The 19,691-nt window shown below is 55.3% G+C and carries 19 protein-coding genes; 2 read left to right on the top strand and 17 right to left on the bottom strand.

Going from position 1 to position 19,691, the window contains the following annotated elements; translation table 11 throughout:
- Positions 1–98 precede the first annotated feature (98 nt).
- The 4 genes from yfbR to BT142_RS12070 are packed head-to-tail and all read right to left on the bottom strand — an operon-like array spanning position 99 to position 2,919.
- A complete protein-coding gene (gene yfbR / locus BT142_RS12085; RefSeq protein ID WP_072418454.1) occupies positions 99–683 on the bottom strand; it encodes a 5'-deoxynucleotidase in 585 nt (194 codons plus the stop codon).
- Between the two features lie 13 nt (positions 684–696).
- Positions 697–1,119, bottom strand: coding sequence for a hypothetical protein (locus tag BT142_RS12080; RefSeq protein ID WP_072418453.1), 423 nt, complete (start codon positions 1,117–1,119; stop codon positions 697–699).
- Positions 1,120–1,176: 57 nt separating this feature from the next.
- The gene (locus BT142_RS12075) at positions 1,177–2,436 is read right to left on the bottom strand and encodes a sodium ion-translocating decarboxylase subunit beta (RefSeq protein ID WP_072418452.1); all 1,260 of its coding nucleotides are present in this window, start codon (positions 2,434–2,436) and stop codon (positions 1,177–1,179) included.
- A 33-nt stretch (positions 2,437–2,469) separates the two neighbouring features.
- Positions 2,470–2,919: an OadG family transporter subunit gene (locus tag BT142_RS12070; protein WP_084659455.1), complete on the bottom strand. Its 450-nt coding sequence runs from the start codon at positions 2,917–2,919 to the stop codon at positions 2,470–2,472.
- A 265-nt stretch (positions 2,920–3,184) separates the two neighbouring features.
- Here BT142_RS12070 and BT142_RS12065 point away from each other — a divergent pair, with 265 nt between their 5' ends.
- Positions 3,185–3,979, top strand: a complete 795-nt coding sequence (locus BT142_RS12065) for a mechanosensitive ion channel family protein (RefSeq protein ID WP_072418451.1) — start codon at positions 3,185–3,187, stop codon at positions 3,977–3,979.
- Position 3,980: 1 nt separating this feature from the next.
- Here BT142_RS12065 and BT142_RS12060 read toward each other — a convergent pair whose 3' ends face one another.
- The 5 genes from BT142_RS12060 to BT142_RS12045 all read right to left on the bottom strand — a co-directional run bounded on the left by BT142_RS12060 (position 3,981) and on the right by BT142_RS12045 (position 8,016).
- Positions 3,981–4,166: a hypothetical protein gene (locus tag BT142_RS12060; RefSeq protein ID WP_072418450.1), complete on the bottom strand. Its 186-nt coding sequence runs from the start codon at positions 4,164–4,166 to the stop codon at positions 3,981–3,983.
- Complete coding sequence (locus tag BT142_RS18750; protein ID WP_139182228.1) at positions 4,156–4,347, bottom strand: hypothetical protein; 192 nt, start codon at positions 4,345–4,347, stop codon at positions 4,156–4,158. The genes BT142_RS12060 and BT142_RS18750 overlap by 11 nt, the downstream gene beginning before the upstream one ends.
- 343 nt (positions 4,348–4,690) lie before the next feature.
- The gene (locus BT142_RS12055; protein WP_072418449.1) at positions 4,691–5,449 is read right to left on the bottom strand and encodes a ComF family protein; all 759 of its coding nucleotides are present in this window, start codon (positions 5,447–5,449) and stop codon (positions 4,691–4,693) included.
- Positions 5,421–7,676 (bottom strand): SF1B family DNA helicase RecD2, encoded by a 2,256-nt coding sequence (locus BT142_RS12050; protein ID WP_072418448.1) that lies wholly within the window; start codon positions 7,674–7,676, stop codon positions 5,421–5,423. Before BT142_RS12050 ends, BT142_RS12055 begins: the two co-directional genes overlap by 29 nt.
- 7 nt (positions 7,677–7,683) lie before the next feature.
- Positions 7,684–8,016, bottom strand: a complete 333-nt coding sequence (locus tag BT142_RS12045) for a hypothetical protein (RefSeq protein WP_072418447.1) — start codon at positions 8,014–8,016, stop codon at positions 7,684–7,686.
- 13 nt (positions 8,017–8,029) lie between these two features.
- Here BT142_RS12045 and BT142_RS19115 point away from each other — a divergent pair, with 13 nt between their 5' ends.
- Positions 8,030–8,269, top strand: a complete 240-nt coding sequence (locus tag BT142_RS19115; protein WP_139182227.1) for a hypothetical protein — start codon at positions 8,030–8,032, stop codon at positions 8,267–8,269.
- Positions 8,270–8,359: 90 nt separating this feature from the next.
- On the opposite strand, the gene BT142_RS12035 is transcribed toward BT142_RS19115, so the two are convergent.
- The 8 genes from BT142_RS12035 to BT142_RS12000 all read right to left on the bottom strand — a co-directional run bounded on the left by BT142_RS12035 (position 8,360) and on the right by BT142_RS12000 (position 19,687).
- Positions 8,360–10,474, bottom strand: coding sequence for a polyribonucleotide nucleotidyltransferase (locus BT142_RS12035; protein WP_072418445.1), 2,115 nt, complete (start codon positions 10,472–10,474; stop codon positions 8,360–8,362).
- 196 nt (positions 10,475–10,670) lie between these two features.
- The gene (gene rpsO / locus BT142_RS12030) at positions 10,671–10,937 is read right to left on the bottom strand and encodes a 30S ribosomal protein S15 (protein WP_072418444.1); all 267 of its coding nucleotides are present in this window, start codon (positions 10,935–10,937) and stop codon (positions 10,671–10,673) included.
- 202 nt (positions 10,938–11,139) lie between these two features.
- On the bottom strand, positions 11,140–11,997 hold the full coding sequence (folD, locus tag BT142_RS12025) for a bifunctional methylenetetrahydrofolate dehydrogenase/methenyltetrahydrofolate cyclohydrolase FolD (protein WP_072418443.1): 858 nt from the start codon (positions 11,995–11,997) through the stop codon (positions 11,140–11,142).
- A 26-nt stretch (positions 11,998–12,023) separates the two neighbouring features.
- Positions 12,024–13,388 carry a prolipoprotein diacylglyceryl transferase gene (lgt, locus tag BT142_RS12020; RefSeq protein ID WP_072418442.1) on the bottom strand — a complete coding sequence of 455 codons (1,365 nt, stop codon included), beginning with the start codon at positions 13,386–13,388 and terminating at the stop codon, positions 12,024–12,026.
- Between the two features lie 30 nt (positions 13,389–13,418).
- Entirely contained in the window at positions 13,419–14,696 is a 1,278-nt protein-coding gene (locus BT142_RS12015) for an EF-P 5-aminopentanol modification-associated protein YfmH (protein ID WP_084659454.1), read from the bottom strand.
- The gene (locus tag BT142_RS12010; RefSeq protein ID WP_072418440.1) at positions 14,689–15,996 is read right to left on the bottom strand and encodes a M16 family metallopeptidase; all 1,308 of its coding nucleotides are present in this window, start codon (positions 15,994–15,996) and stop codon (positions 14,689–14,691) included. Before BT142_RS12010 ends, BT142_RS12015 begins: the two co-directional genes overlap by 8 nt.
- An 89-nt stretch (positions 15,997–16,085) precedes the next feature.
- Positions 16,086–16,253: a DUF3006 family protein gene (locus BT142_RS18745; RefSeq protein WP_072418439.1), complete on the bottom strand. Its 168-nt coding sequence runs from the start codon at positions 16,251–16,253 to the stop codon at positions 16,086–16,088.
- Entirely contained in the window at positions 16,253–19,687 is a 3,435-nt protein-coding gene (locus tag BT142_RS12000; RefSeq protein ID WP_072418438.1) for a DNA polymerase III subunit alpha, read from the bottom strand. The genes BT142_RS18745 and BT142_RS12000 overlap by 1 nt, the downstream gene beginning before the upstream one ends.
- Between the last annotated feature and the right edge of the window lie 4 nt (positions 19,688–19,691).

The raw sequence follows: 19,691 nt of genomic DNA, 5'->3' as shown, positions 1-19,691 counted from the left end.
CACTCCTTTTCACAATGTTTATTATACAACATTAGTGAAGTTAAGTCAAGCAAATGCAAGAAAATTAGACCTTTGTTAATATATTCTCCAAAGGGTGCTCAGCCTGTCTGGTCGTCGAGGGTGAGGGTGTAGGCAGGGATAAACTCTTCGAGGAAGACCTCGGCTTCGGGCAGGTTCAGCGAATGGATATTTTCGAGGGTCGCCTGTTCGGCTTTTTCAAAGTCATCGTTGCCCATGCGGCGTTCTTCGATGCACTTTATCAGGGCGGAGAGCTTATCCGCACCCTTGACCAGCTGCCAGAGTTCGCGCTCGCTCTCGTCGGGGGTGAACAGCGGTCTGTAGCAGTCGCGCAGGTCTTCGGGCAGGTAGGCGATAAGCCTGTCGGCAGCCTTCTGCTCGATCTCCTCGTAAACGGAGCGTATCTCTTTGTTGTAGTACTTGATGGGGGTCGGCAGGTCGCCCGTGATTATCTCGGAAACGTCGTGATACATGGCGAGCAGGGCGCAGCGCTCGGGGTCAACGCTGCCGCCGAACCGCTTGTTGCGTATCAGTGCGAGAGCGTGGGCGATGAACGCCGTTTCAAGGCTGTGCTCGCTGATGTTCTCGGTGATGGTGCTGCGCATGAGTGCCCAGCGGTTGATATATTTCATGCGCGAAATGAATGCGAAAAACTGTGCGGACATGATATTCTCTCCTTTACTCGTCGGTCTCGTAGACTATGCTGCCCGAATGGCAGATGCAGATGTTCATCTCAAGGAAGCCGTCGGTATCGGGCAGGTCGAGAAAGCCGCCGAGACTGACTGTATCATACCCGAAAGTCTCGTCCACTATCTCGAAGGTGAACTTCCAGTAACGCCCGATAAAATCGGTGAGCATCATCTTCTCGCCGCCGAACTTCCCCGTCTCACCGTTTCGGCTGAGGATGTAGACAACGCAGAAGTCGGGGTCGGGATGTTCGTAAGTGACGGTGCCGTTCACCCGCGGATACGGTTCGAGCACCGAGGTAAGACCGTTCTCAAAGCTGAGCCGTATCCCCGACTCAACGATCTCTATCCTGCTGACCCTCGCGTCGTGCAGACTGTAGGGAGCACCCTTTTTCGGCTTGAAATTCGTGGTCATCGTTCTCACTTCCTCAGACAAAAATGACGGGAGCATAAGTTCCCGTCATTGTGATTATTAACCGATCTGTACGATGCTGAGCAGTACGCCTGCCGCAACTGCGGAACCGATAACGCCTGCAACGTTCGGACCCATAGCGTGCATCAGCAGATAGTTTGTGGGGTTCTCTTCCTGACCGACCTTCTGAGCAACACGGGCAGCCATCGGAACAGCCGAAACGCCTGCCGAACCGATCAGCGGGTTGATCTTCTTGCCCGAAGCGAGGTACATTACCTTACCGAGCAGCACGCCGCAGGCAGTAGCCAGCGAGAATGCGATAACGCCGAGAAGGATTACCTTGCCGAATGCAAGAGTGATGATGTTGTCGGCTCTGGTGGTAGCACCAACCGAAGTGCCGAGGAAGATTGTGATTATGTTCATGAGCTCGTTCTGAGCGGTCTTTGCGATTCTGTCGCAGCAGCCAGATTCCTTCAGCAGGTTACCGAACATCAGCATACCTACCAGCGGAGCAGCGTCGGGTATCATCAGCGCGATAACTACGGTAACGAGGATTGGGAAGAGGATCTTCTCGGTCTTGGATACCTTTCTGAGCTGACCCATAACTACCGCACGCTCCTTCTTGGTGGTGAGCGCTCTCATTATAGGAGGCTGGATGATCGGCACGAGTGCCATGTAGGTGTAAGCCGCAAGTGCGATGGTACCAACGCCGATATTATCGGTCTTGGACAGCAGCTTCGAGGAAACGAAGATAGCGGTAGGACCGTCAGCACCGCCGATGATAGCGATGGATGCGCACTCCGCAGCGGTCATGCCGAGCAGAGCTGCACCGATGAAAGTGAAGAAGATACCGCCCTGTGCAGCCGCACCGAGCAGGAAGCTCTTGGGGTTAGCGATCAGCGGACCGAAGTCGGTCATAGCGCCGATGCCGAGGAATATCAGCGGCGGATAGATCTGGAGCTTTACGCCCAGGTAGAGCATATCCAGCAGTCCTCCGTGCCGCAATATGTATCCGAAGTCTAAGTAGTGGTCGTTAACGAGCTCGTTGCCTGTAACGGGGTCAAGTTCTGTTCTGGTCGCGTACTCCCAGAATTCAGAGTGATACATCCCTGCGCCGGGAAGGTTGGTCAGCAGCATACCGAAGGATATCGGCAGCAGCAGCAGCGGTTCAAAGCCTCTTGCGATAGCGAGGTACATAAACACGAACGAAATGAGTATCATGATTATGTTCTTCCAGCCGCCGTCAACTAAGAAGCCTGCGAAGCCCGATTTTACACACAGATCGTAAAGTGTGTTCAAAAAGCTCTCAATTATAGCCATATCGGTCAAACATTCCTTTCAATTGAATTTTCTTCAGAACGGTCTTGTCGCTTCGGCGAGACCGGCAGCACTCCACGCATTCCTGCCCGAAGGTGCGCCGCCCGAAGCCTTTATGCTCCGTACAGCGAGCTTTTTGCCTGTCTGTGCTCCGTATGCGGCGATCGCTGCCGAGATGACAGCCACGATCTCTTCCTCGATACCGTCCTCGACTACGGGTGCGGGTGCAGCCTTTACCGCGACCTCAGCGGTCTTGGGAGCTGCTTCGGCTTTCTTTGCGAGCTCTGCCTCGGCTTTTGCGGCAGCCTTGGCATTTACCGTCTCAAAGATCTTACCGTAGCACCATACGAGTGCGATAAGCAGGATGAGTGCCACAAAGACAACTGCGATACCCGTGAATACGACCGATGCGACGGTCTCACCGCCGAGATTTTTGTCGGAGGTCTTCAGGAAATACGCAGCGTTCATGCAGAAACTGTTGTTCATACATATTCTCCTTTGCTTGCTTTTTTTGGATATTCTTACAACCAATCACTATTTATTATACACCAAACTATCATAAAATGCAAGTCTTTCGACAGAGTTTTTGTTATTAATTTATCAAAATCATTTTGAATTTTCATGTCCTATATGATGAATATTTGTTTAATTGGTATTGTACACACTTTGTCTACACCGCGTTAAAGGATTATCTCCATCAGTCTGTTATAATGTAGTATCATACTATGTCAAACACCCACGGAGGTACCCCATGCTCAACAAGCTCAACGAAAAGATCACCGATTATATCCCGAACATACTTTCGGCGCTGATGATACTCATCATCGGTTACGTGGTGATAAAACTGCTGCTGAAACTGCTGAAGACCGCTTTTTCCCACTCGAAGCTCGACGAAACGGGCTGGACTTTCCTGCTCTCGCTGACCAAGGCGGTGCTCAACGTCATCCTCGCGGTCATGATACTCGCCCAGCTGAAAGTCCCCATGTCCTCGATAATCACCGCACTCGGCACCGCGGGACTTGCCATCGTCGTGGCGCTTCGTGACAGCCTGACAAACGTCGCAGGCGGCTTCATCGTCATGTTCTCCCGCCCCTTCAAGGTCGGCGATTACGTCGAGATTGCGAAGAAAGAGGGCACCGTCAGCCAGATCTCGATCCTCTACACCAAACTGCTGACCCTCGACAACAAGGCGGTCATCATCCCGAATTCGACTGTCTCCTCGGCGACGGTGACGAACTACACCCAAGAGGAGCTCCGCAGGCTTGAACTGCGTTTCAGGGTACCGCTCGACTGCGATTTCCGCCTTGCGGAGGAGGTCATCCTCGCGACCGTAGAGGCTCAGACCCTCGCGCTTCAAAAGCCCGACAAGCCCTACATCCGCGTCAACGCCCACAACGAGGACTCCCTCGAACTGCTGCTGAGGGTCTGGGTCCGCTCCGAGGACTACTGGGAGCTTCGGTTCGGGCTGCTCGCCGATGTCAAGGTCGCTTTCGACGAAAACGGTATCGCCATCCCCTTCCCCCAGCTGGACGTCCACGAGAAATAAGTCACCCGAACAGCTCGTTTTTCAGTTTCGCAAGCTGAGCCGCTATCCGAAGCTGACCGTCCAGCACGCTCCCGAGTTCGTCAAAACGCTCGTGCGACAACAGCCCCCCGACACTCTCGCAGGTCTGCATCGCGGTGCGCTTTGCGGTCGTGAGCACGGCTTCGACCGCCGCTCTGTCATTGTCCATCCGAGTCACCGCCTTCCATCACACTTCGTATCAGCGCCGAATGCCCCGCCGCTGCCGCCGTCAGCTTTTGCAGCTCGTCCCGAAGATACGGCGACACCGCCCGCCCCGCACACAGCCGCAAACTACACTCCAGCTCCGCCGAAGCCGCCAGCATCCTCTCAAGATTTTCCTTCTCACTCACAAAATCACCCCGCCAGTAGTATGCACTGACGGGGCGTTCTTATTCACTCAGGCGACTTTTTAAGCTTCAAGAGTGCTTTTCTCTGGGGGAAACCTTTCTGAAGAAAGGTTCTCCCCCAGACCCCCTTCCAAAGACTTTTAATATGTCGTTCGTTTGTTGTGGTCGGAAATATAGTCCCTTGACATTTCAAGAGATGTCAAATGACAAATACTCTCAAATGGTGCGTTACACTCTACCTAACGTCTTTTTGGCAAGTGACGCGCAATTGAAGAGAAGAACCACTATCTTCCCGACCAATACTACCTGCGAAAGAACCACCCACAGCCAAAAAGTATTAAAAGTTTTAGTGAGGGGGTTTGGGGGAAGACCCTTTTTCAAAAGGGTCTCCCCCAAGACGTCCCGCACTCTCCCCCCTGCCGAAGGAATCGGTAAGGCAGATAGTGAGGACGCCTACTTTTTCTGCGGCGGACTTTTTGAGGAGGGAGGCGCATTTGTCGAGGGTAGCGCCTGTTGTGAAGATGTCGTCGCAGATGAGGATGCGCTTTCCTTCGAGGGTGCGGGCGGGGTCGGTGAGGAAGTAGGTCTTGTCCGCCGACGCGAAGCGTTCACTCATGCCGCGTTCGTGCTGAGCCATGCGGCTCCGACGGCGACCGAGCAGGGTGCCGTCGTAGGGGACATTCAGCTGTTCCGCCATCGCTTCCGCGAACACGCGCGCCTGGTCGTAGCCGCGTTCAAGGCGTTTCGAGCGGTGCATCGGCACGGAAGTCACCAGGTCTATCCTGTCGAAGCCGTCCGATTCGAGTTTCAGCACCAGCCGTTCCGCAGAATACGCCGCAAGACTGAGGGCAGCTTTGTCCTTGAAGTTCAGCACCGCCTCTCTCGCCGTCCCGTCGTAGAAAAACAGGGCGTTAGCATAGTCGAAGGACGGGTGAGCGCCGTTTATCTCGGGCGGGAACATCGCCTGCCACGGTGTCTCGGGCAGGTATTCGAGCTTCGCCGCGCATTCCTCGCAGAACACCATATCCATCGGCACCGCCTTGTTGCAGGCGACGCACTGATTCGGGAAGAATACGTCAAGTATCAGTTCCGAAAAGCGTTTCATCGTTAGTTTCACCGCTGTCAAGCTCCCTGAGCATCTCTTTCAGGCAGGTATACCTGAGCATACGCCTGTTGTTGTCTATCATGTGGTCAACAAGCTCGTTGTCGCCGACGATTATGAGCAGTTTTTTCGCTCTCGTGACCGCCGTGTACAGCAGATTGCGGTAGTAGAGCTTGTCGAAGCCCTTGAAAAGGGTGAGGATGACCGCCTCATACTCGCTGCCCTGACTCTTGTGGACGGTCACGGCGTAGGCGAGTTCGAGGTTTTTGAGCATATCATATGTGTAGTCGGCGATGCGCCCCTCGAAATCGACTTTCAGCGTCTTGTTTATCTTGTTGCAGGCGATTATCCGCCCGATATCGCCGTTGAAAATGCCTGCGCCGCTCTCCGACTTCGAGCCCACCGTCTTTTTCCAGACGATGTCGTAGTCGTTCTTCGTCTGCATGACCTTGTCCCCCGTGCGGTAGGTGAAAAACTCGTTTGTGAGTTCGCTCTTGCCTGCCGCAGCAGGATTCAGCTCGTTCTGGAGCAGCTTGTTCAGCTCGTTCGTGCCTGCGGGGCCTTTCCTCGTGGGGGAAAGTATTTGTATATCGTCAAATGACGAGTAGCCGTAGGCTTCGGGCAGGCGCTTCTTGCAGAGCTCGGCCGTAAGCTGCTGCAAGTCCGCGAAATCCGTCCTGCGCATGAAGAAAAAGTCGCTGTCCTTGCGGGTCAGGTCGATATGTTCGCCGTTGACTATCTTGTGCGCGTTGGTGACGATGGCGCTCTGCTGAGCCTGTCGGAATATCCTCGTCAGGCGGACGACGGGCATAACTCCGCTGTCCATGATGTCTTTGAGCACGTTGCCTGCGCCGACACTCGGCAGCTGGTCGGAGTCGCCCACCAGCACCAGCTTACAGGTGAGCTTGATGCCTTTCAGCACCGACTCGAAAAGCCGCGTGTCCACCATCGACATCTCGTCGATGATGAGCGCGTCGCAGTCGAGCATATTCTTCTCGTCGTGAGCGAATTTCAGTTCCCCGTCGGCTGTGGGCTTGACTTCGAGCAGACGGTGGATGGTCTTGGCTTCGCAGCCCGTAAGGTCGGTGAGCCGCTTCGCCGCCCTGCCTGTGGGGGCAGCCACCATGACATTCATGTTCAGCTTGTCGTAGAGGTCGATTATCGCGTTGAGAGTCGTGGTCTTGCCCGTGCCCGGGCCGCCCGTGATGACGAGAAAACCGTATGACAGTGCAAGATTTATCGCCTCACGCTGTTTTTCCTCGTAGCTGATGCCGTTTCGCTCCTCCGCCTTTTCGATGACGTCGGTAAAGTCCATCCTGCTGTCGTAGGAGCACTCCTTCATGACGGTCAGCCGCTGAGAGATGTAGTTCTCTGCCGCGAAATAATCGGGGAGCATGATGAATTTCCTGCCGTCCTTTATGTAGCAGAACAGCTGTTCGTCGTCGAGAAGCTCGGTCAGCACCCTGTTGAACAGCGAAGCGTCTATTTTCAGGAAGCCGCAGGTCAGCGGCGACAGCCTGTCGAGGGGCAGGCAGGTGTGCCCCGAGTCGGCGTTGAAGGAGAGGGCGTACTTTATCCCTGCTGACACGCGCTCGTCACAGTCAGGCGCCATCCCGAAGGTCTTTGCCGCCGCGTCGGCGTTCTCGAAGGGGACGTCGATGCCGTGGCCGCACAGCAGATACGGGTTCGAGCGTATCAGCTCCTCTGCCCTGCCGCCCCACTTCCTGTAGGCGGCGATGCCTGCCTCCATCGGGATGCGGAACTCGCTGAGGAATATCATCAGCGACCTGACCGCGAAGGCTTTCTTGAACTCCGCGGCTATCTTTTTCGCCCTTCCCATCCTGATGCCCTCTATCTCGCAGAGGCGTTCGGGCTCGTTCTCCATTATCGTGAGGGTATCCTCACCGAAGCGATCGACGATGAGTTTCGCAGTCGCCTTGCCTACGCCCTTCATCGTGCCGCTGGCAAGGTATTTCTGTATCGCGGCGGCGGAGCTCGGCAGGCGGCGCTCGCATATCTCGCACTGGAACTGCTCGCCGTACTTCTGGTTGACGGTGTAAAATCCCGTGCAGGAGAGTTCCTCGCCCTCCTCCACCATTCCGAGATTGCCGACCACGGGCACAAGCTCTGATTCGCTTTTGAGCATTATCACGCAGTAACCGTTACTGTCATTCGAGTATATGACGGCGTCAACTTCGCCCTCTATCTTTATCAGTTCTTTGTTTTCCATTCTGCTCCTAAGTGTAGTAATTCCTGATCATGTAGTCTCTGAGTGCCGAGATATGCACCGTCTCGACCTGTGAAAGTTCCTGAGCGAGTTCCTTGGCAAGGAATGCGTTCGGACAGCTCGTATTCGTGACGAGAAGTATCTTCTTCGCGTCGATATCATCCGCGAACAGCTCATCGTGACGGCAGGCGCGGACCCTCAGTTCAAGCCTGTCATCGTCGGGCTGAACGGGAATGAGTATCAGCGCGTTCACACGGGTGCGTTTCAGACCTTTCCGCACGCGGACCGTAACGCTCACCACCGCCGCCAGCACGAGTGCCGCCAGAAATACCGCTTCAAACATAGTATCACCGCCTGTGGGTTTTACTACATTCTATGCGGAAGAAATTGCAGCTGTGAATCCGTCACCTACAGCTGTCACCTCTGACAGACTGCGGATCATCCCGAGACGTGACAGGTTCCGTATCAGACGCCGCGCCACTGTTGTCAGCACTGTTCAGAAGCTCGTCGAACGCCTTCCGAAACCGCTCCCTGTTCCTTCGCTTCAATTTTATGGTGAAAACGCCCAGCACGATGACTGCGGCAGCAAACAATAAAAACGGCATGACTATCTCCCAAGATCAAATGTACCAAATAAAAACGGGACGCTCCCGTGACCGAAAGCGTCCCCTATTACGCACAGACTATCAGCCCTTAGCCTTCTTAGCTGCGATGTCAGCAAGAGCGTCCTTTCTGGAAAGGCTGATCTTGCCCTGATTGTCGATGTCCATTACCTTAACGAGGATCTCGTCACCGATGGAAACAACGTCCTCGACCTTCTCAACTCTCGAATTGTCGAGCTTCGAGATGTGGCAGAGACCGTCCTTGCCGGGAGCGATCTCAACGAATGCGCCGAAGTTCTTGATGGAAACTACCTTGCCCTTGTAGATAGCACCGATCTCGGGGTCGTTTGCGATGGTGTTGATGATCGAGATAGCGCGGTTAGCCTTGTCAAGATCAAGACCCGAAACGAATACGTTGCCGTCCTCGTTGATGTCGATCTTAACGTCGCAGTCAGCGGAGATCTTCTGGATGACCTTTCCGCCAGAACCGATGACCTCACGGATCTTGTCAACAGGGACCTTGGTGGTGAGCATCTTGGGAGCCCACTTGTTAACGGTAGCGCGGGGCTCGGGGATAGCCTTGAGCATGATCTCATCAAGGATGTAATCTCTTGCCTTGTGGGTCTTAGCGAATGCTTCCTTGATGATATCGTAGGTCAGACCGTCTACCTTAATATCTACCTGGATAGCGGTGATACCGTTCTTGGTACCGCCTACCTTGAAGTCCATATCGCCGTAGAAGTCCTCAAGACCCTGAATGTCTACCATAGTCATCCAGCTGCCGTCCTCCTTGGTGATAAGACCGCAGGAGATACCTGCAACGGGAGCCTTTATCGGAACGCCTGCGTCCATCAGAGCGAGAGTCGAACCGCAGATAGAGCCCTGAGAGGTCGAACCGTTGGAGGAAAGGACCTCGGAAACCATTCTGATAGCGTAGGGGAATTCTTCAACAGAGGGGATAACGGGCACGAGAGCCTTCTCAGCCAGTGCGCCGTGACCGATCTCACGTCTTCCGGGGCCTCTGAAAGGCTTGGTCTCGCCTACCGAGTAGCTGGGGAAGTTGTAGTGGTGGATGTATCTCTTGGAGGTCTCCTCGTCGATGCCGTCGAGTTTCTGGCAGTCGCTTACGGGACCGAGTGTGCAGATGGTGAGCACCTGAGTCTGACCTCTGGTGAACAGACCCGAACCGTGAACTCTCGGCAGCAGACCAACCTCGGAAGCAAGCGGTCTGATCTCGTCGATTCCTCTGCCGTCAACACGCTTGCCCTCGTAGAGCCAGTTGCGGACGATCTTCTTCTGGAGCTTGTAGAGAACTTCGTCGAGCATAGCAGCCTGATCGGGATACTGCTCGTCGTACTTCTCGTGAACAGCGTCGTAGATGGGCTTGAGTCTTGCGTCACGAACGGTCTTGTCGTCGGTATCGAGAGCAGCCTTTACCTGCTCGCCGACCATAGCGTCAACAGCGTCGAGCAGATCGTGGTCGATCTCCATGGACTGGAACTCGAACTTCGGCTTGCCGATCTGAGCCTTGATATCGTTGATGAAAGCGATCATCTTCTTGATCTCGGTGTGACCTGCAATGATAGCCTCAAGCATCTGATCGTCGGGGATCTCGTCAGCGCCTGCCTCGATCATAACGACCTTCTCCATCGAGCCTGCAACGGTCAGGTTCAGGCGGTTGTTAGCTCTCTGCTCAAGGGTCGGGTTGAGGACGATCTCGCCGTCAACGAGACCAACGCTGATACCTGCGATAGGGCCGTTCCACGGGATATCCGAAATGGAGATAGCGATGGAGGCAGCGCACATACCTGCGATCTCGGGCGAGCAGTCGGGGTCAACAGCCATTACGGTCATGACTACCGAAACATCATTTCTCATGTCCTTGGGGAACAGAGGTCTGATGGGGCGGTCAACCATTCTGGAAGCAAGGATAGCCTTGTCGGTTGGCTTGCCCTCACGCTTGGTGAAGCTGCCGGGGATCTTGCCTACAGAGTAGAGCTTCTCCTCGAAGTCAACGGAGAGGGGGAAGAAGTCGATACCGTCACGGGGCTTAGCCGAAGCGGTAACGTTCGCCATAACGACGGTCTCGCCGTAGCGTACCCAGCAGGAGCCGTTCGCAAGTCCGCAGGTCTTGCCTGTTTCTACAACGAAGGGGCGACCTGCATATGTAGTTTCAAATTTTCTGTAGTTTTCAAACATCTTAGCAACCATTCCTTTCGATTTACGATGTGGAAACGGTGAACATTTAGCAATAAACACAGCGCAAAAACATTCATATTCTTGCACTCTGTTTATCGCTAAGGGCGTTCACCGCCGCCGTTTCAAATGACCTTAAAAAACACGCAAAGGCAGAGGCGGTAAAAAAATACCGCTCTGCCTGCCTGTTTTTATCGAATTACTTACGGATACCCAGCTTGTCGATAGTAGCTCTGTATCTCTCGATGTCCTTGCTCTTGAGGTAGTTGAGAAGGTTTCTTCTCTTACCTACCATCTTGAGAAGACCTCTTCTCGAGTGGTGATCCTTCTTGTGTACCTTCAGGTGCTCGGTAAGATCGTTGATGCGCTTGGTAAGGATAGCGATCTGTACCTCGGGGGAACCTGTGTCGGTCTCGTGAGTTCTGTTAGCTTCGATAACAGCTGTCTTTTCGTCTTTTCTAAGCATTTTGAAATACCTCTTTCTCGGGGGTCTGCCCCATGATTTCCTGCAAGGAAGTAAACGGCAGGTATGATTCTCCGTGCGGAGCTTTACCCGTAAACTGCCTTTGCGGATATTTTGCCGTGAACGTATTTTCACAACAGATATAATTATACACTATTTCGGTGTGTTTGTAAATAGCGTTCACAAAACTTTTACATTTCCCGTATCAGATAAGACCGTTCTGCTGCTTCGCTGCGGTCAGGGTGTTCTGCATCAGCATCGCGATGGTCATAGGTCCTACTCCGCCGGGAACGGGAGTTATCCAGCCTGCCTTGTCCTTGCAGTCCTCGAAGTCAACGTCGCCGCAGAGCTTGCCGTTCTCGTCCCTGTCCATGCCCACGTCAATGACTACCGCACCTTCCTTTATATAGTCGGCGGTTATCATCTTGGGTCTGCCGACTGCCGCCACAAGAATGTCGGCCTGTGCGCAGACCTCTTTCAGGTTCTTGGTCCTGGAGTGGCATACGGTAACGGTGCCGCTCTCGTGAAGAAGGAGCATCGCCATCGGCTTGCCGACGATGTTGCTGCGTCCGATGACTACGCACTGCTTGCCCGATACCTCGACGCCCGTCGAGTGGATTAGCTCCATAACGCCTGCGGGGGTGCAGGGCAGGAAGCTGTAGTCGCCTATCATTATCTTGCCCACGTTCACGGGATGGAACGCGTCAACGTCCTTTTCAGCCTTGATGTTGTCGATTATCACCTTGTCGTTCAGGTGCTTCGGGAGAGGGAGCTGAACGAGGATGCCGTTCACCTTCGGGTCGTTGTTGAGGGCGTCCACCAACTCAAGGAGCTGTTCCTCGGTAGTCTCGGCGGGCAGTGCGTACTCATACGACTTGAAGCCCACAGCTTCACAGGCGAGCTTCTTGTTGCGGACATACACCTTTGAAGCAGGGTCGTCGCCCACGATGACCACCGCGAGGCCTACCTCGATGCCCTTGTCGGCTTTGAGTGCGGCAGCTTCCTCGGCTATTCTCGCCTTAACGTCTGCCGAGACCTGTTTTCCGTCGATTATCTTGCTCATATTGAATCCGTCCTTTCGGTAAAAAATTATTCCTTATCGGTGCTCTCGGGAGCGTTGTCCGCTTCCCTGCTCTCCTCCTCGTCATCGTCTGCGAGGATTGAAGTATATCCGTCATCCTCGGGCTCGGAGGACGACGCGCTCTCCGCGAAAATCCCGCCGAACTTCTCCGCGTACTCGCTCCTGAGCTTTTTCAGTTCGGTCTCGTTCTTCGCGGCCTTGGCAGCTTTGATCTTCGCCTTGAGTTCCTTCTTCTCGGCGTGCAGCTCGGCAGCCTTCTTCTTCGCCTCTTCCTTGGCGGTCTTGCCGAATTTTCTGTCGAATTCCTTCTCAAGCTCGGCGAAGCTCTCGCCCTTTTTCTTTGCTTCGGCTATCTTCTTTTTCAGCTCGCTGCGTTCCTTCTCGTTGGCCTCGTAAGCCTCTACTGCCGCAAGCTGACGCTTGGACAGCTCGGTCTGATAGAAGAACTTGTAGTTCGAGCGCTTTACAGAGCTGCGGAATATGATTATCAGCACGATGGACGCCAGCACACAGGTGCCTGCCACCAGCTGCGATACCTTTATGTTCGCGATGTAGAGCGAGTCTGTGCGGGTGCTCTCGATGAAGAAGCGGCCGAGACCGTAAAGACCTGCATACATGAGGAATATCTCGCCGTCGAACTTGCGGTGCTTGAAATACAGGTGCAGGAAAAGCAGGCAGATGCCGCACCACAGCGATTCGTACAGAAAGCAGGGGTGAACGGGCACATATGAGTATACCTTCTGACCGAGATCGTCGAAGTGCAGGGCGATGTAGTCGGAAGTCGTCTTGCTCATCATTCCCCAGGGGAGAGTGGTGTTCGAGCCGAAGGCTTCCTGATTGAAGAAGTTGCCCCAGCGTCCGATGCCCTGTCCTATGAGGAAGCAGGGAGCGGCTACGTCCAGCATGGTCGCCAGCTTCAGACCGCGCAGCTTCGTCACGATGCCGCCCACGAGTATCGCGCCGATGAGTCCGCCGTAGATGGCAAGGCCGCCGTCGCGGTAGCGGAAGAACTCGCTCCAGCCGATGTCGTCATTGAACGCGATATAGTAGGCTCTCGCGCCGAGTATCGCGCCCACGAAGCCCGTCAGCACCGCGTCGGTAGCTCTGTCGGGGTCGATGCCCACCGACTTCATCCTTCTGAAACCGTAGAACATCGCCAGCAGTATTCCCACTGCGATGAGAAAACCGTACCAGTATATCGTGAAATTCGTGCCCGGTATCGTCAGCAGCTCGCGCTTGACTGTGATGCCCTCACGGAAGATATTGTTTCCGCTGCCGAAGTTCGGGAAGAACACCTTTTCGGGGTTCTCTTCTATCTTTTTTTGCAGTTCTTCGCTGACCTGCTCGACGAAGTAGATTGCTGTCTGATGCATTTTACATTCATTTCCTTTCCTAAAAGGGTCCTATCTGATGACTGAGAGTGTCATCCTGTTCTCACCGAACAGTTCCTTCGCTGCCCTGTTCACGTCGTCAAGTGTTATCTGTCCGAGGGCGCGTTCCTGTGCGAAGGCGTTGTCGCCCACGAAGTAGAACGCAAGCATATTCTCGGCGTAGGATTCGGGGCTGTTCATGCTGCGGACGCCTGCTCCGAACTCGACCTTTTTGAGCAGTGCGAAATCCTCTTCGCAGAAGCCGTCGCGCTTTACGCGCTCTATCTCCTCGCAGATGAGGGAGCATACGCGGTCGGGGTCATCCGACTCGCCCGAGATTATGAGCGAGAAGAAACCTCTTCCGTCGAACACCTCATGGGCGAGCGGTCCCACCACCAGCTTTTCATCGCGCAGGCGCTTAGCCAGCGGCGACATCCTGCCTGTCAGCAGCGAGAGCATCAGCTCCGCCTCGGTCTCCTTTACGATAATATCGCTGAGCTCGCAGGCCTCACACTTGAAGCCGATGCTGAATATCGGCACGCCCACGCCGAAGTTCTCCTCGACCAGCGGCTCGGCAACGGTCAGCGGTTCGTCGGGCATCTTCACCTCGGTGTGCTTGTCCTCGCAGGGTTTAAGGCACTCGTCGCAGAGGGCGATGACCTCGTCAACGTCAAGGTTTCCCGCCACTGCGAGAGCCATATTGTGCAGGTCGTAGAAGGCGCTGTAGCATTTGTACAGCAGCTCGGGGGTTATCTTCTTTATGGATTCCTCGCTGCCTGCGATGTCCACCTTTACGGGATGCTCGTGATACATGGCGTTGAGCAGGTTGAAGAAGCAGCGTCTTTTCGGCAGGTCGAGGGTCATGCGTATCTCCTGCGCGATTATGCCCTGTTCCTTATCGACGTTCTCCTGCGTGAAATAGGGCTTCTGCACGAATTCCAGCAGTATCTTCAGCGATTTGAGGTAGTTCTCGGTGCAGGTGAACAGATAGATGGTGTTCTCAAAACCTGTCATGGCGTTGCCGTCCGCGCCCGTCTCGGCGTAAAGCTCGAAAACGTCGCTGTCCTCGTTCTCGAACAGCTTGTGTTCGAGGTAGTGTGCGATGCCGTCGGGGACGGTCACGAAATCCTCATCGTCGGTAGTCTTGAAGCAGTTGATTATCGAGCCATAGTTGGTGCCGAACATGGCAGCCGTGGTCACGAATCCCTCCATCGGCGCCAGCAGCAGGTCGAGCCCCGACTTGTGGTGAACGAGCTTGTAGCTGTCACCTGTGCGGGGGTCGGTGATGATCTCTATCGTGGTCTTACTCATCCTCATCGCCTCCCTCTGCGTCCTTGTCTGTAGGTTCGAGCGTGTAAACTGTGTCAAGCGCAAATGAACGTATCGCTTCGATGACCCGCTCCATCGTAACGGCTCTGACCTTTTCCTCCGCCTCCTGCGGCGTCAGCAGGTCGCCCCTGCCGAACCGTGTGAAGAACCAGGAATTCTGGTCGTCGCTGAAATCATTTATCGAACGAAGCGTACCTATATAGTAACGCTTTGTATCCTCTAACTCTTCCTCGTCTATCTCGCCCTGCTGCATCAGCGTCAGCTGGCGAAGTATCTCTGCACGGGCTTTCTCCTCGTCGCCGGGGGCAACGCCGCTGTCTATGACCATGGTGCCCTTGCCCTCTATCATACTGGACTGGCAGTAGTAGCAGAGGGACATCTTCTCGCGGACGTTCATGAACAGCTTCGAGAAAGGTGTGCCGCCGTATATCAGCACCGCGAGCTTAACCGCGAACTCGTCCTCGCTGGCGGATTTGCATACCAGTACCAGCTTCGACTGCTTCTGGTCTATCTGCTCGGTGACGTACTCGGGCTCGGGCTTGAGGGGGGACAGGGATGTCAGCCCTCTTATATCCTCGCCGTCATAGTCCCTGCTCCCTGCAAATTCCGTGAGCCTTTCGGAGACTATCCGCTGTGCCTCGGTATTCGTGCCGCCTCCGCAGAAGCTTACGGTGATAAAGCCCTTTGCGAGCATATCGCGGTAGACCTCCGATACATCCTCAGCGGTCATGGCAAGAGCGGTATCCTCCTCGCCCAGCAGCTGCACCGCCGAGCTCTCGCCCCTGAAGGCGATCTCCCCCGCACGTCTGAGGGCGTAGGTGTGCCTGTTGTCGGCTGCGCTGCGTATCTTGTTCACCAGCTCCTGACGTGAATTCTCAAACAGCAGTTCATCGAACACGCCGTCCTTCATATGCGGCTTGAAGATGCAGTCCAGCATGAGCTCCGCGCACTCGGCGGTTATGCCCTCGCCGTTGAGGGTGTACCTGTCGCCGATGCTGCTCATGGTGATGCCCGACACCTGATAGTTCCCCAGCTTGTAGGAGAAGGAGAACAGCGACGCTCCGTAAAGCTCCGCGAGCCTGCGCGAGAGCAGCGTCTTGTCGGGGTATGCGGCGCAGGCATCTGTCAGCATCGAGATGACCGTCCAGCGCTTCTGAGTGGTCTCCTGCTCGATAGGCAGGATGAACCTGACGATAATGGTCTCGGTATTGAACTTGCTGTCCGCAGTCGTGGTTATCGAAAGCCCTTTAACGGGTCTTTCCTCTTTCAGTTCAAATGACATATATACATTTACTCCGTTCTGTATCCGAATCACTTACTGATATATTATATCACACATTTTCCGTGTATTCCATACTTTTCACAAGAATTTCATTCGACAACGGTATACATAAGGTTTTCCCAGTGGAGCTTCACGCCCTCGTCCGCTTCCTCGGGAAGAAGTGCGCGTGCTATGAACAGCTCCTCACCGCTGTCAGTATCCTTAAGAACGGCGTAATCGCCGTCTATCCTTGCTACGATATAATCCTTCGCTTCCATCAGGGTCTGTACTCCTTTCGTTTCATAAACATGACGCTGCGTGCGCCCACCGTTTTTTGCAGTTCCTTGATAAGCTCTGCCGACAGTCTTACCCGCGGCGCTTCTTTAAGGGTCAGGGATGCGCGTTTGTCCGCAAGGAACACCGTGAATCCCGAACCGTTCTCGGAGCGGTATCTCAGTGCGATGCGTTTTATCCGCGCTATCGTCTCGGTCTCATATGACTCGGTGCGGACGCACAGCCCCCTGCCGCCGCAGGAAAACAGGAACCTGTCCCCCGACTCGATGACTTCGGCGATGAGCTTCGGTGAGTCGCCGTCCTTAGCCGAGACTCTGCCGATGATATGCACGGCTGTCCCCTGTTTCAGCAGACCACGGACCGCGTCGTACAGGTCGGCGAACACGATGACCTCACATACGCCCGTCTTGTCCGAGACGGTCAGGAAGCACATCTCGCTGCCGTTCTTCGTAAGATATGGCTTCGCCGAATCCACCTGCGCCATCAGCTCGGCAGCAGTGTCGTTTTTCAGCCCCTCGGTCTCGTCCGCCGAGGATATCTGCGCCGCCGTGAGCGCACCGCAGGCGTCCGCAAAGGGCATATACCCGTCCAGCGGATGCCCCGACAGGTACATACCCGTCACCTCATGCTCGAACGCCAGCAGCTGTTCGGGCGGAAATTCCTCGGCGTAGGGTACCTGCTGTGCGGCTTTGTCCTCGCCGCTCTCCATCGAAAAGAAATCCAGCTGACCTGCCACGATGTTGCGTGCGTTGTACTGCGACTCGCCGAGCATCACGTCGTAGATGAGCAGCATCGAATGGCGCGTGTGCCCGAAGCAGTCGAGAGCGCCGCTTTTTATCAGCGACTCCAGCATCTTCGCGGACATACCTACCACCGACATCCGCGAGCAGAGGTCGGCAAGCGACTTGTAGCTGCCGTTCTCTGCACGTTCGGCGACGAGCCTTTCGGCAAAACCCTCGCCGAGACCCTTAACTATCATCAGCGAGATGCGTATGCCGTTCTCCTCGGCGGTGAAATCCACCGAGCTCCTGTTGATGTCGAGGGGCAGAAGCTCAACTCCGCTCCTGCGCACCTCGGCGATATATTCGGGCAGCTTATGGGGCTTATCGTAACGGGTAACGGTCATGAGAGCCGCCATATAGTGCCTGTAGTAATGTGTCTTGAGATAAGCGTTCTGATAGGCGATGGTCGAATATGCCGCCGCATGAGACTTGTTGAACGCATAGGACGCAAAGCTTTGCATCTCCTCGAAAACAGAGATTGCGGTCTGTTCGGGGACGCCGTTCGCTATCGCTCCGCAGACCTCGCTGTCGCCGTAGATGAACGCCTTACGTTCCTTCATCAGCTCCTCGTGCTTCTTCTTCGCCATTGAGCGGCGGACCTTGTCGGCGCGCCCGAGGGAGTAGCCTGCCAGTGTGCGGAATATCTGCATGACCTGCTCCTGATAGACGATGCACCCGAAGGTCTCGGCGAGTATATCCGCCAGCAGGGGGTGCTTGTAGGTCACGGCAGAGGGGTCGCGGCGGTTGCGGATGTAGAGCGGTATCGACTCCATCGGGCCCGGGCGGTATAGCGACATGACCGCCATCAGCTCCTCGATGTTCTCGGGGCGTATCTGCATGACCACGTTGGTGATGCCCTCGCTCTCGAACTGGAAGATGCCCTGCGTCGTGCCCTTCGCGAACAGCTCGTACACCTGTCTGTCGTTGTCGAGTATCTTCCGCAGGTCGATGCCTCCTGCCGACTTGACGCACTTGTCCATGACCGTCAGATTGCTCACGCCGAGTATATCCATTTTCAGCAGTCCCAGTCGTTCGAGGTTCGGGGCTTCAAACTGGGTGGTGACCTGCTCGTCCTTCATGTAGAGGGGCACGCAGTCGGAAACGGGGTCTTTGGTGATGACCACTCCCGCCGCGTGGGTCATGGTGTTTCGGGGCAGGCTCTCGATACGCAGGGAGTTTGCGATAAGTCCGCGGTACTCCGCCGAGCCGCTGTAGAGCGCCGCAAGCTCCTTAGAGTGCTTCAGCGCGTCGGCAAGGGTCATCCCCCTCGGGATGCTTTTCGCGGCGGTGTCGCCCGTTTTGTAGGGCAGACCCATCACCCTCGCGCAGTCGCGGACAGCCTGCTTCGCGCCGAGCGTTCCGAAGGAGGTTATCTGCGCAACGTGGTCTGCGCCGTAGAGTGCGATGATGTGCTTTATCATCAGGTGCCGCTTCTCGGTGCAGAAGTCGATGTCAAAATCGGGCATCGAGACGCGCTCGGGGTTGAGGAATCGCTCGAAGATGAGCCCGTACCTCATGGGGTCGATGTCGGTGATGCCGATGCAGTATGCGACAAGGCTCCCCGCGCCCGAGCCGCGTCCGCAGCCTACGGGGATGTCGTGGGTCTTTGCGTAGCGCACCAGCTCCCACACAATGAGAAAGTAATCCACGAACCCCATGCGCTTGATGACCGACAGCTCGTATTCAAGGCGTTTGCAGGCTTCCTCGGGTCGGGAGCCGTAGCGTTTTTCGAGGCCTTTTTCAGCCATCGAGCAGAGGAAGGCGGTGTGGTCGGCCTCGTTCGGCAGCTTGAAGAAAGGCAGCTTCGTCACGCCGAACTCAAAGTCGAAAGAACAGCACTCTGCGATACGCACGGTGTTTTCGACAGCTTCGGGACAGAGGGAAAACAGCTCCGCCATCTCGTCACCCGAACGCAGGTAGTAGTCATCGCTATCACGCTTCAGGCGTCCCGTGTCGCCGAGGGTAGTGCCCGTGTTGATGCACATGAGTATCTCCTGTGCGCTGCCGTCGGTCGATTCAAGGTAGTGGACGTCGTTGGTGGCGCAGAGGGGTATCCCCGTCTCCCGCGAGAGCCGTATCAGCTTCGGGAAAACGCTGCGCTGTGCATCGGAATCGTGGCTCTGTATCTCGATGAAGTAGTCCTCACCAAACAGCCGACGGTATCTGAGAGCGGTCTCTTTCGCACCCTCCGTGTCGCCGTCGGTCAGCTTCCTCGACACCTCTCCCGAAAGGCACCCCGAAAGACAGATAAGCCCCTCGTGATATTCCTCAAGGAGCTTAAAGTCTATCCTCGGCTTTCGGTAAAAGCCCTCGGAATAGCTGAGCGTAGAGAGCTTCGACAGGTTGCGGAAGCCCTCTTCGTTCTTGCACAGCAGTATCAGGTGGCAGGGCTTCTCCCCCGTGCGGTCGAAGCGCGAAGAGGGCGAAACGTACATCTCGCAGCCGATTATCGGCTTTATCCCTGCCTTTTTGCAGCTGTCGTAGAAGGCGACAGCACCGAAAAGGTTGCCGTGATCGGTGATCGCACAGGCAGTCTGTCCAAGCTCTGCCGCACGCTTCGCAAGCTCGCTCACACGGCAGCAGCCGTCAAGCAGCGAGTATTCGGTATGAACGTGCAGATGTACGAATTCGGTCACGGTC

It is taken from the genome of Ruminococcus sp. YE71, from assembly GCF_900119155.1.
Lineage (GTDB): Bacteria > Bacillota > Clostridia > Oscillospirales > Ruminococcaceae > YE71.
This window is presented reverse-complemented; position numbering and strand designations above follow the sequence as displayed.

Bases quoted from the DNA above. Each gene is read 5' to 3' on its own strand.
- BT142_RS12070 (WP_084659455.1), bottom strand. From the start codon at position 2,919: ATGAACAACAGTTTCTGCATGAACGCTGCGTATTTCCTGAAGACCTCC.
- BT142_RS12035 (WP_072418445.1), bottom strand. From the start codon at position 10,474: ATGTTTGAAAACTACAGAAAATTTGAAACTACATATGCAGGTCGCCCC.
- BT142_RS12065 (WP_072418451.1), top strand. From the start codon at position 3,185: ATGCTCAACAAGCTCAACGAAAAGATCACCGATTATATCCCGAACATA.
- BT142_RS12055 (WP_072418449.1), bottom strand. From the start codon at position 5,449: ATGAAACGCTTTTCGGAACTGATACTTGACGTATTCTTCCCGAATCAG.
- BT142_RS18745 (WP_072418439.1), bottom strand. From the start codon at position 16,253: ATGGAAGCGAAGGATTATATCGTAGCAAGGATAGACGGCGATTACGCC.
- BT142_RS12045 (WP_072418447.1), bottom strand. From the start codon at position 8,016: ATGTTTGAAGCGGTATTTCTGGCGGCACTCGTGCTGGCGGCGGTGGTG.
- BT142_RS12060 (WP_072418450.1), bottom strand. From the start codon at position 4,166: ATGGACAATGACAGAGCGGCGGTCGAAGCCGTGCTCACGACCGCAAAG.
- lgt (WP_072418442.1), bottom strand. From the start codon at position 13,388: ATGCATCAGACAGCAATCTACTTCGTCGAGCAGGTCAGCGAAGAACTG.
- yfbR (WP_072418454.1), bottom strand. From the start codon at position 683: ATGTCCGCACAGTTTTTCGCATTCATTTCGCGCATGAAATATATCAAC.
- rpsO (WP_072418444.1), bottom strand. From the start codon at position 10,937: ATGCTTAGAAAAGACGAAAAGACAGCTGTTATCGAAGCTAACAGAACT.
- BT142_RS12010 (WP_072418440.1), bottom strand. From the start codon at position 15,996: ATGTCATTTGAACTGAAAGAGGAAAGACCCGTTAAAGGGCTTTCGATA.
- BT142_RS12015 (WP_084659454.1), bottom strand. From the start codon at position 14,696: ATGAGTAAGACCACGATAGAGATCATCACCGACCCCCGCACAGGTGAC.
- folD (WP_072418443.1), bottom strand. From the start codon at position 11,997: ATGAGCAAGATAATCGACGGAAAACAGGTCTCGGCAGACGTTAAGGCG.
- BT142_RS12050 (WP_072418448.1), bottom strand. From the start codon at position 7,676: ATGGAAAACAAAGAACTGATAAAGATAGAGGGCGAAGTTGACGCCGTC.
- BT142_RS12075 (WP_072418452.1), bottom strand. From the start codon at position 2,436: ATGGCTATAATTGAGAGCTTTTTGAACACACTTTACGATCTGTGTGTA.
- BT142_RS12080 (WP_072418453.1), bottom strand. From the start codon at position 1,119: ATGACCACGAATTTCAAGCCGAAAAAGGGTGCTCCCTACAGTCTGCAC.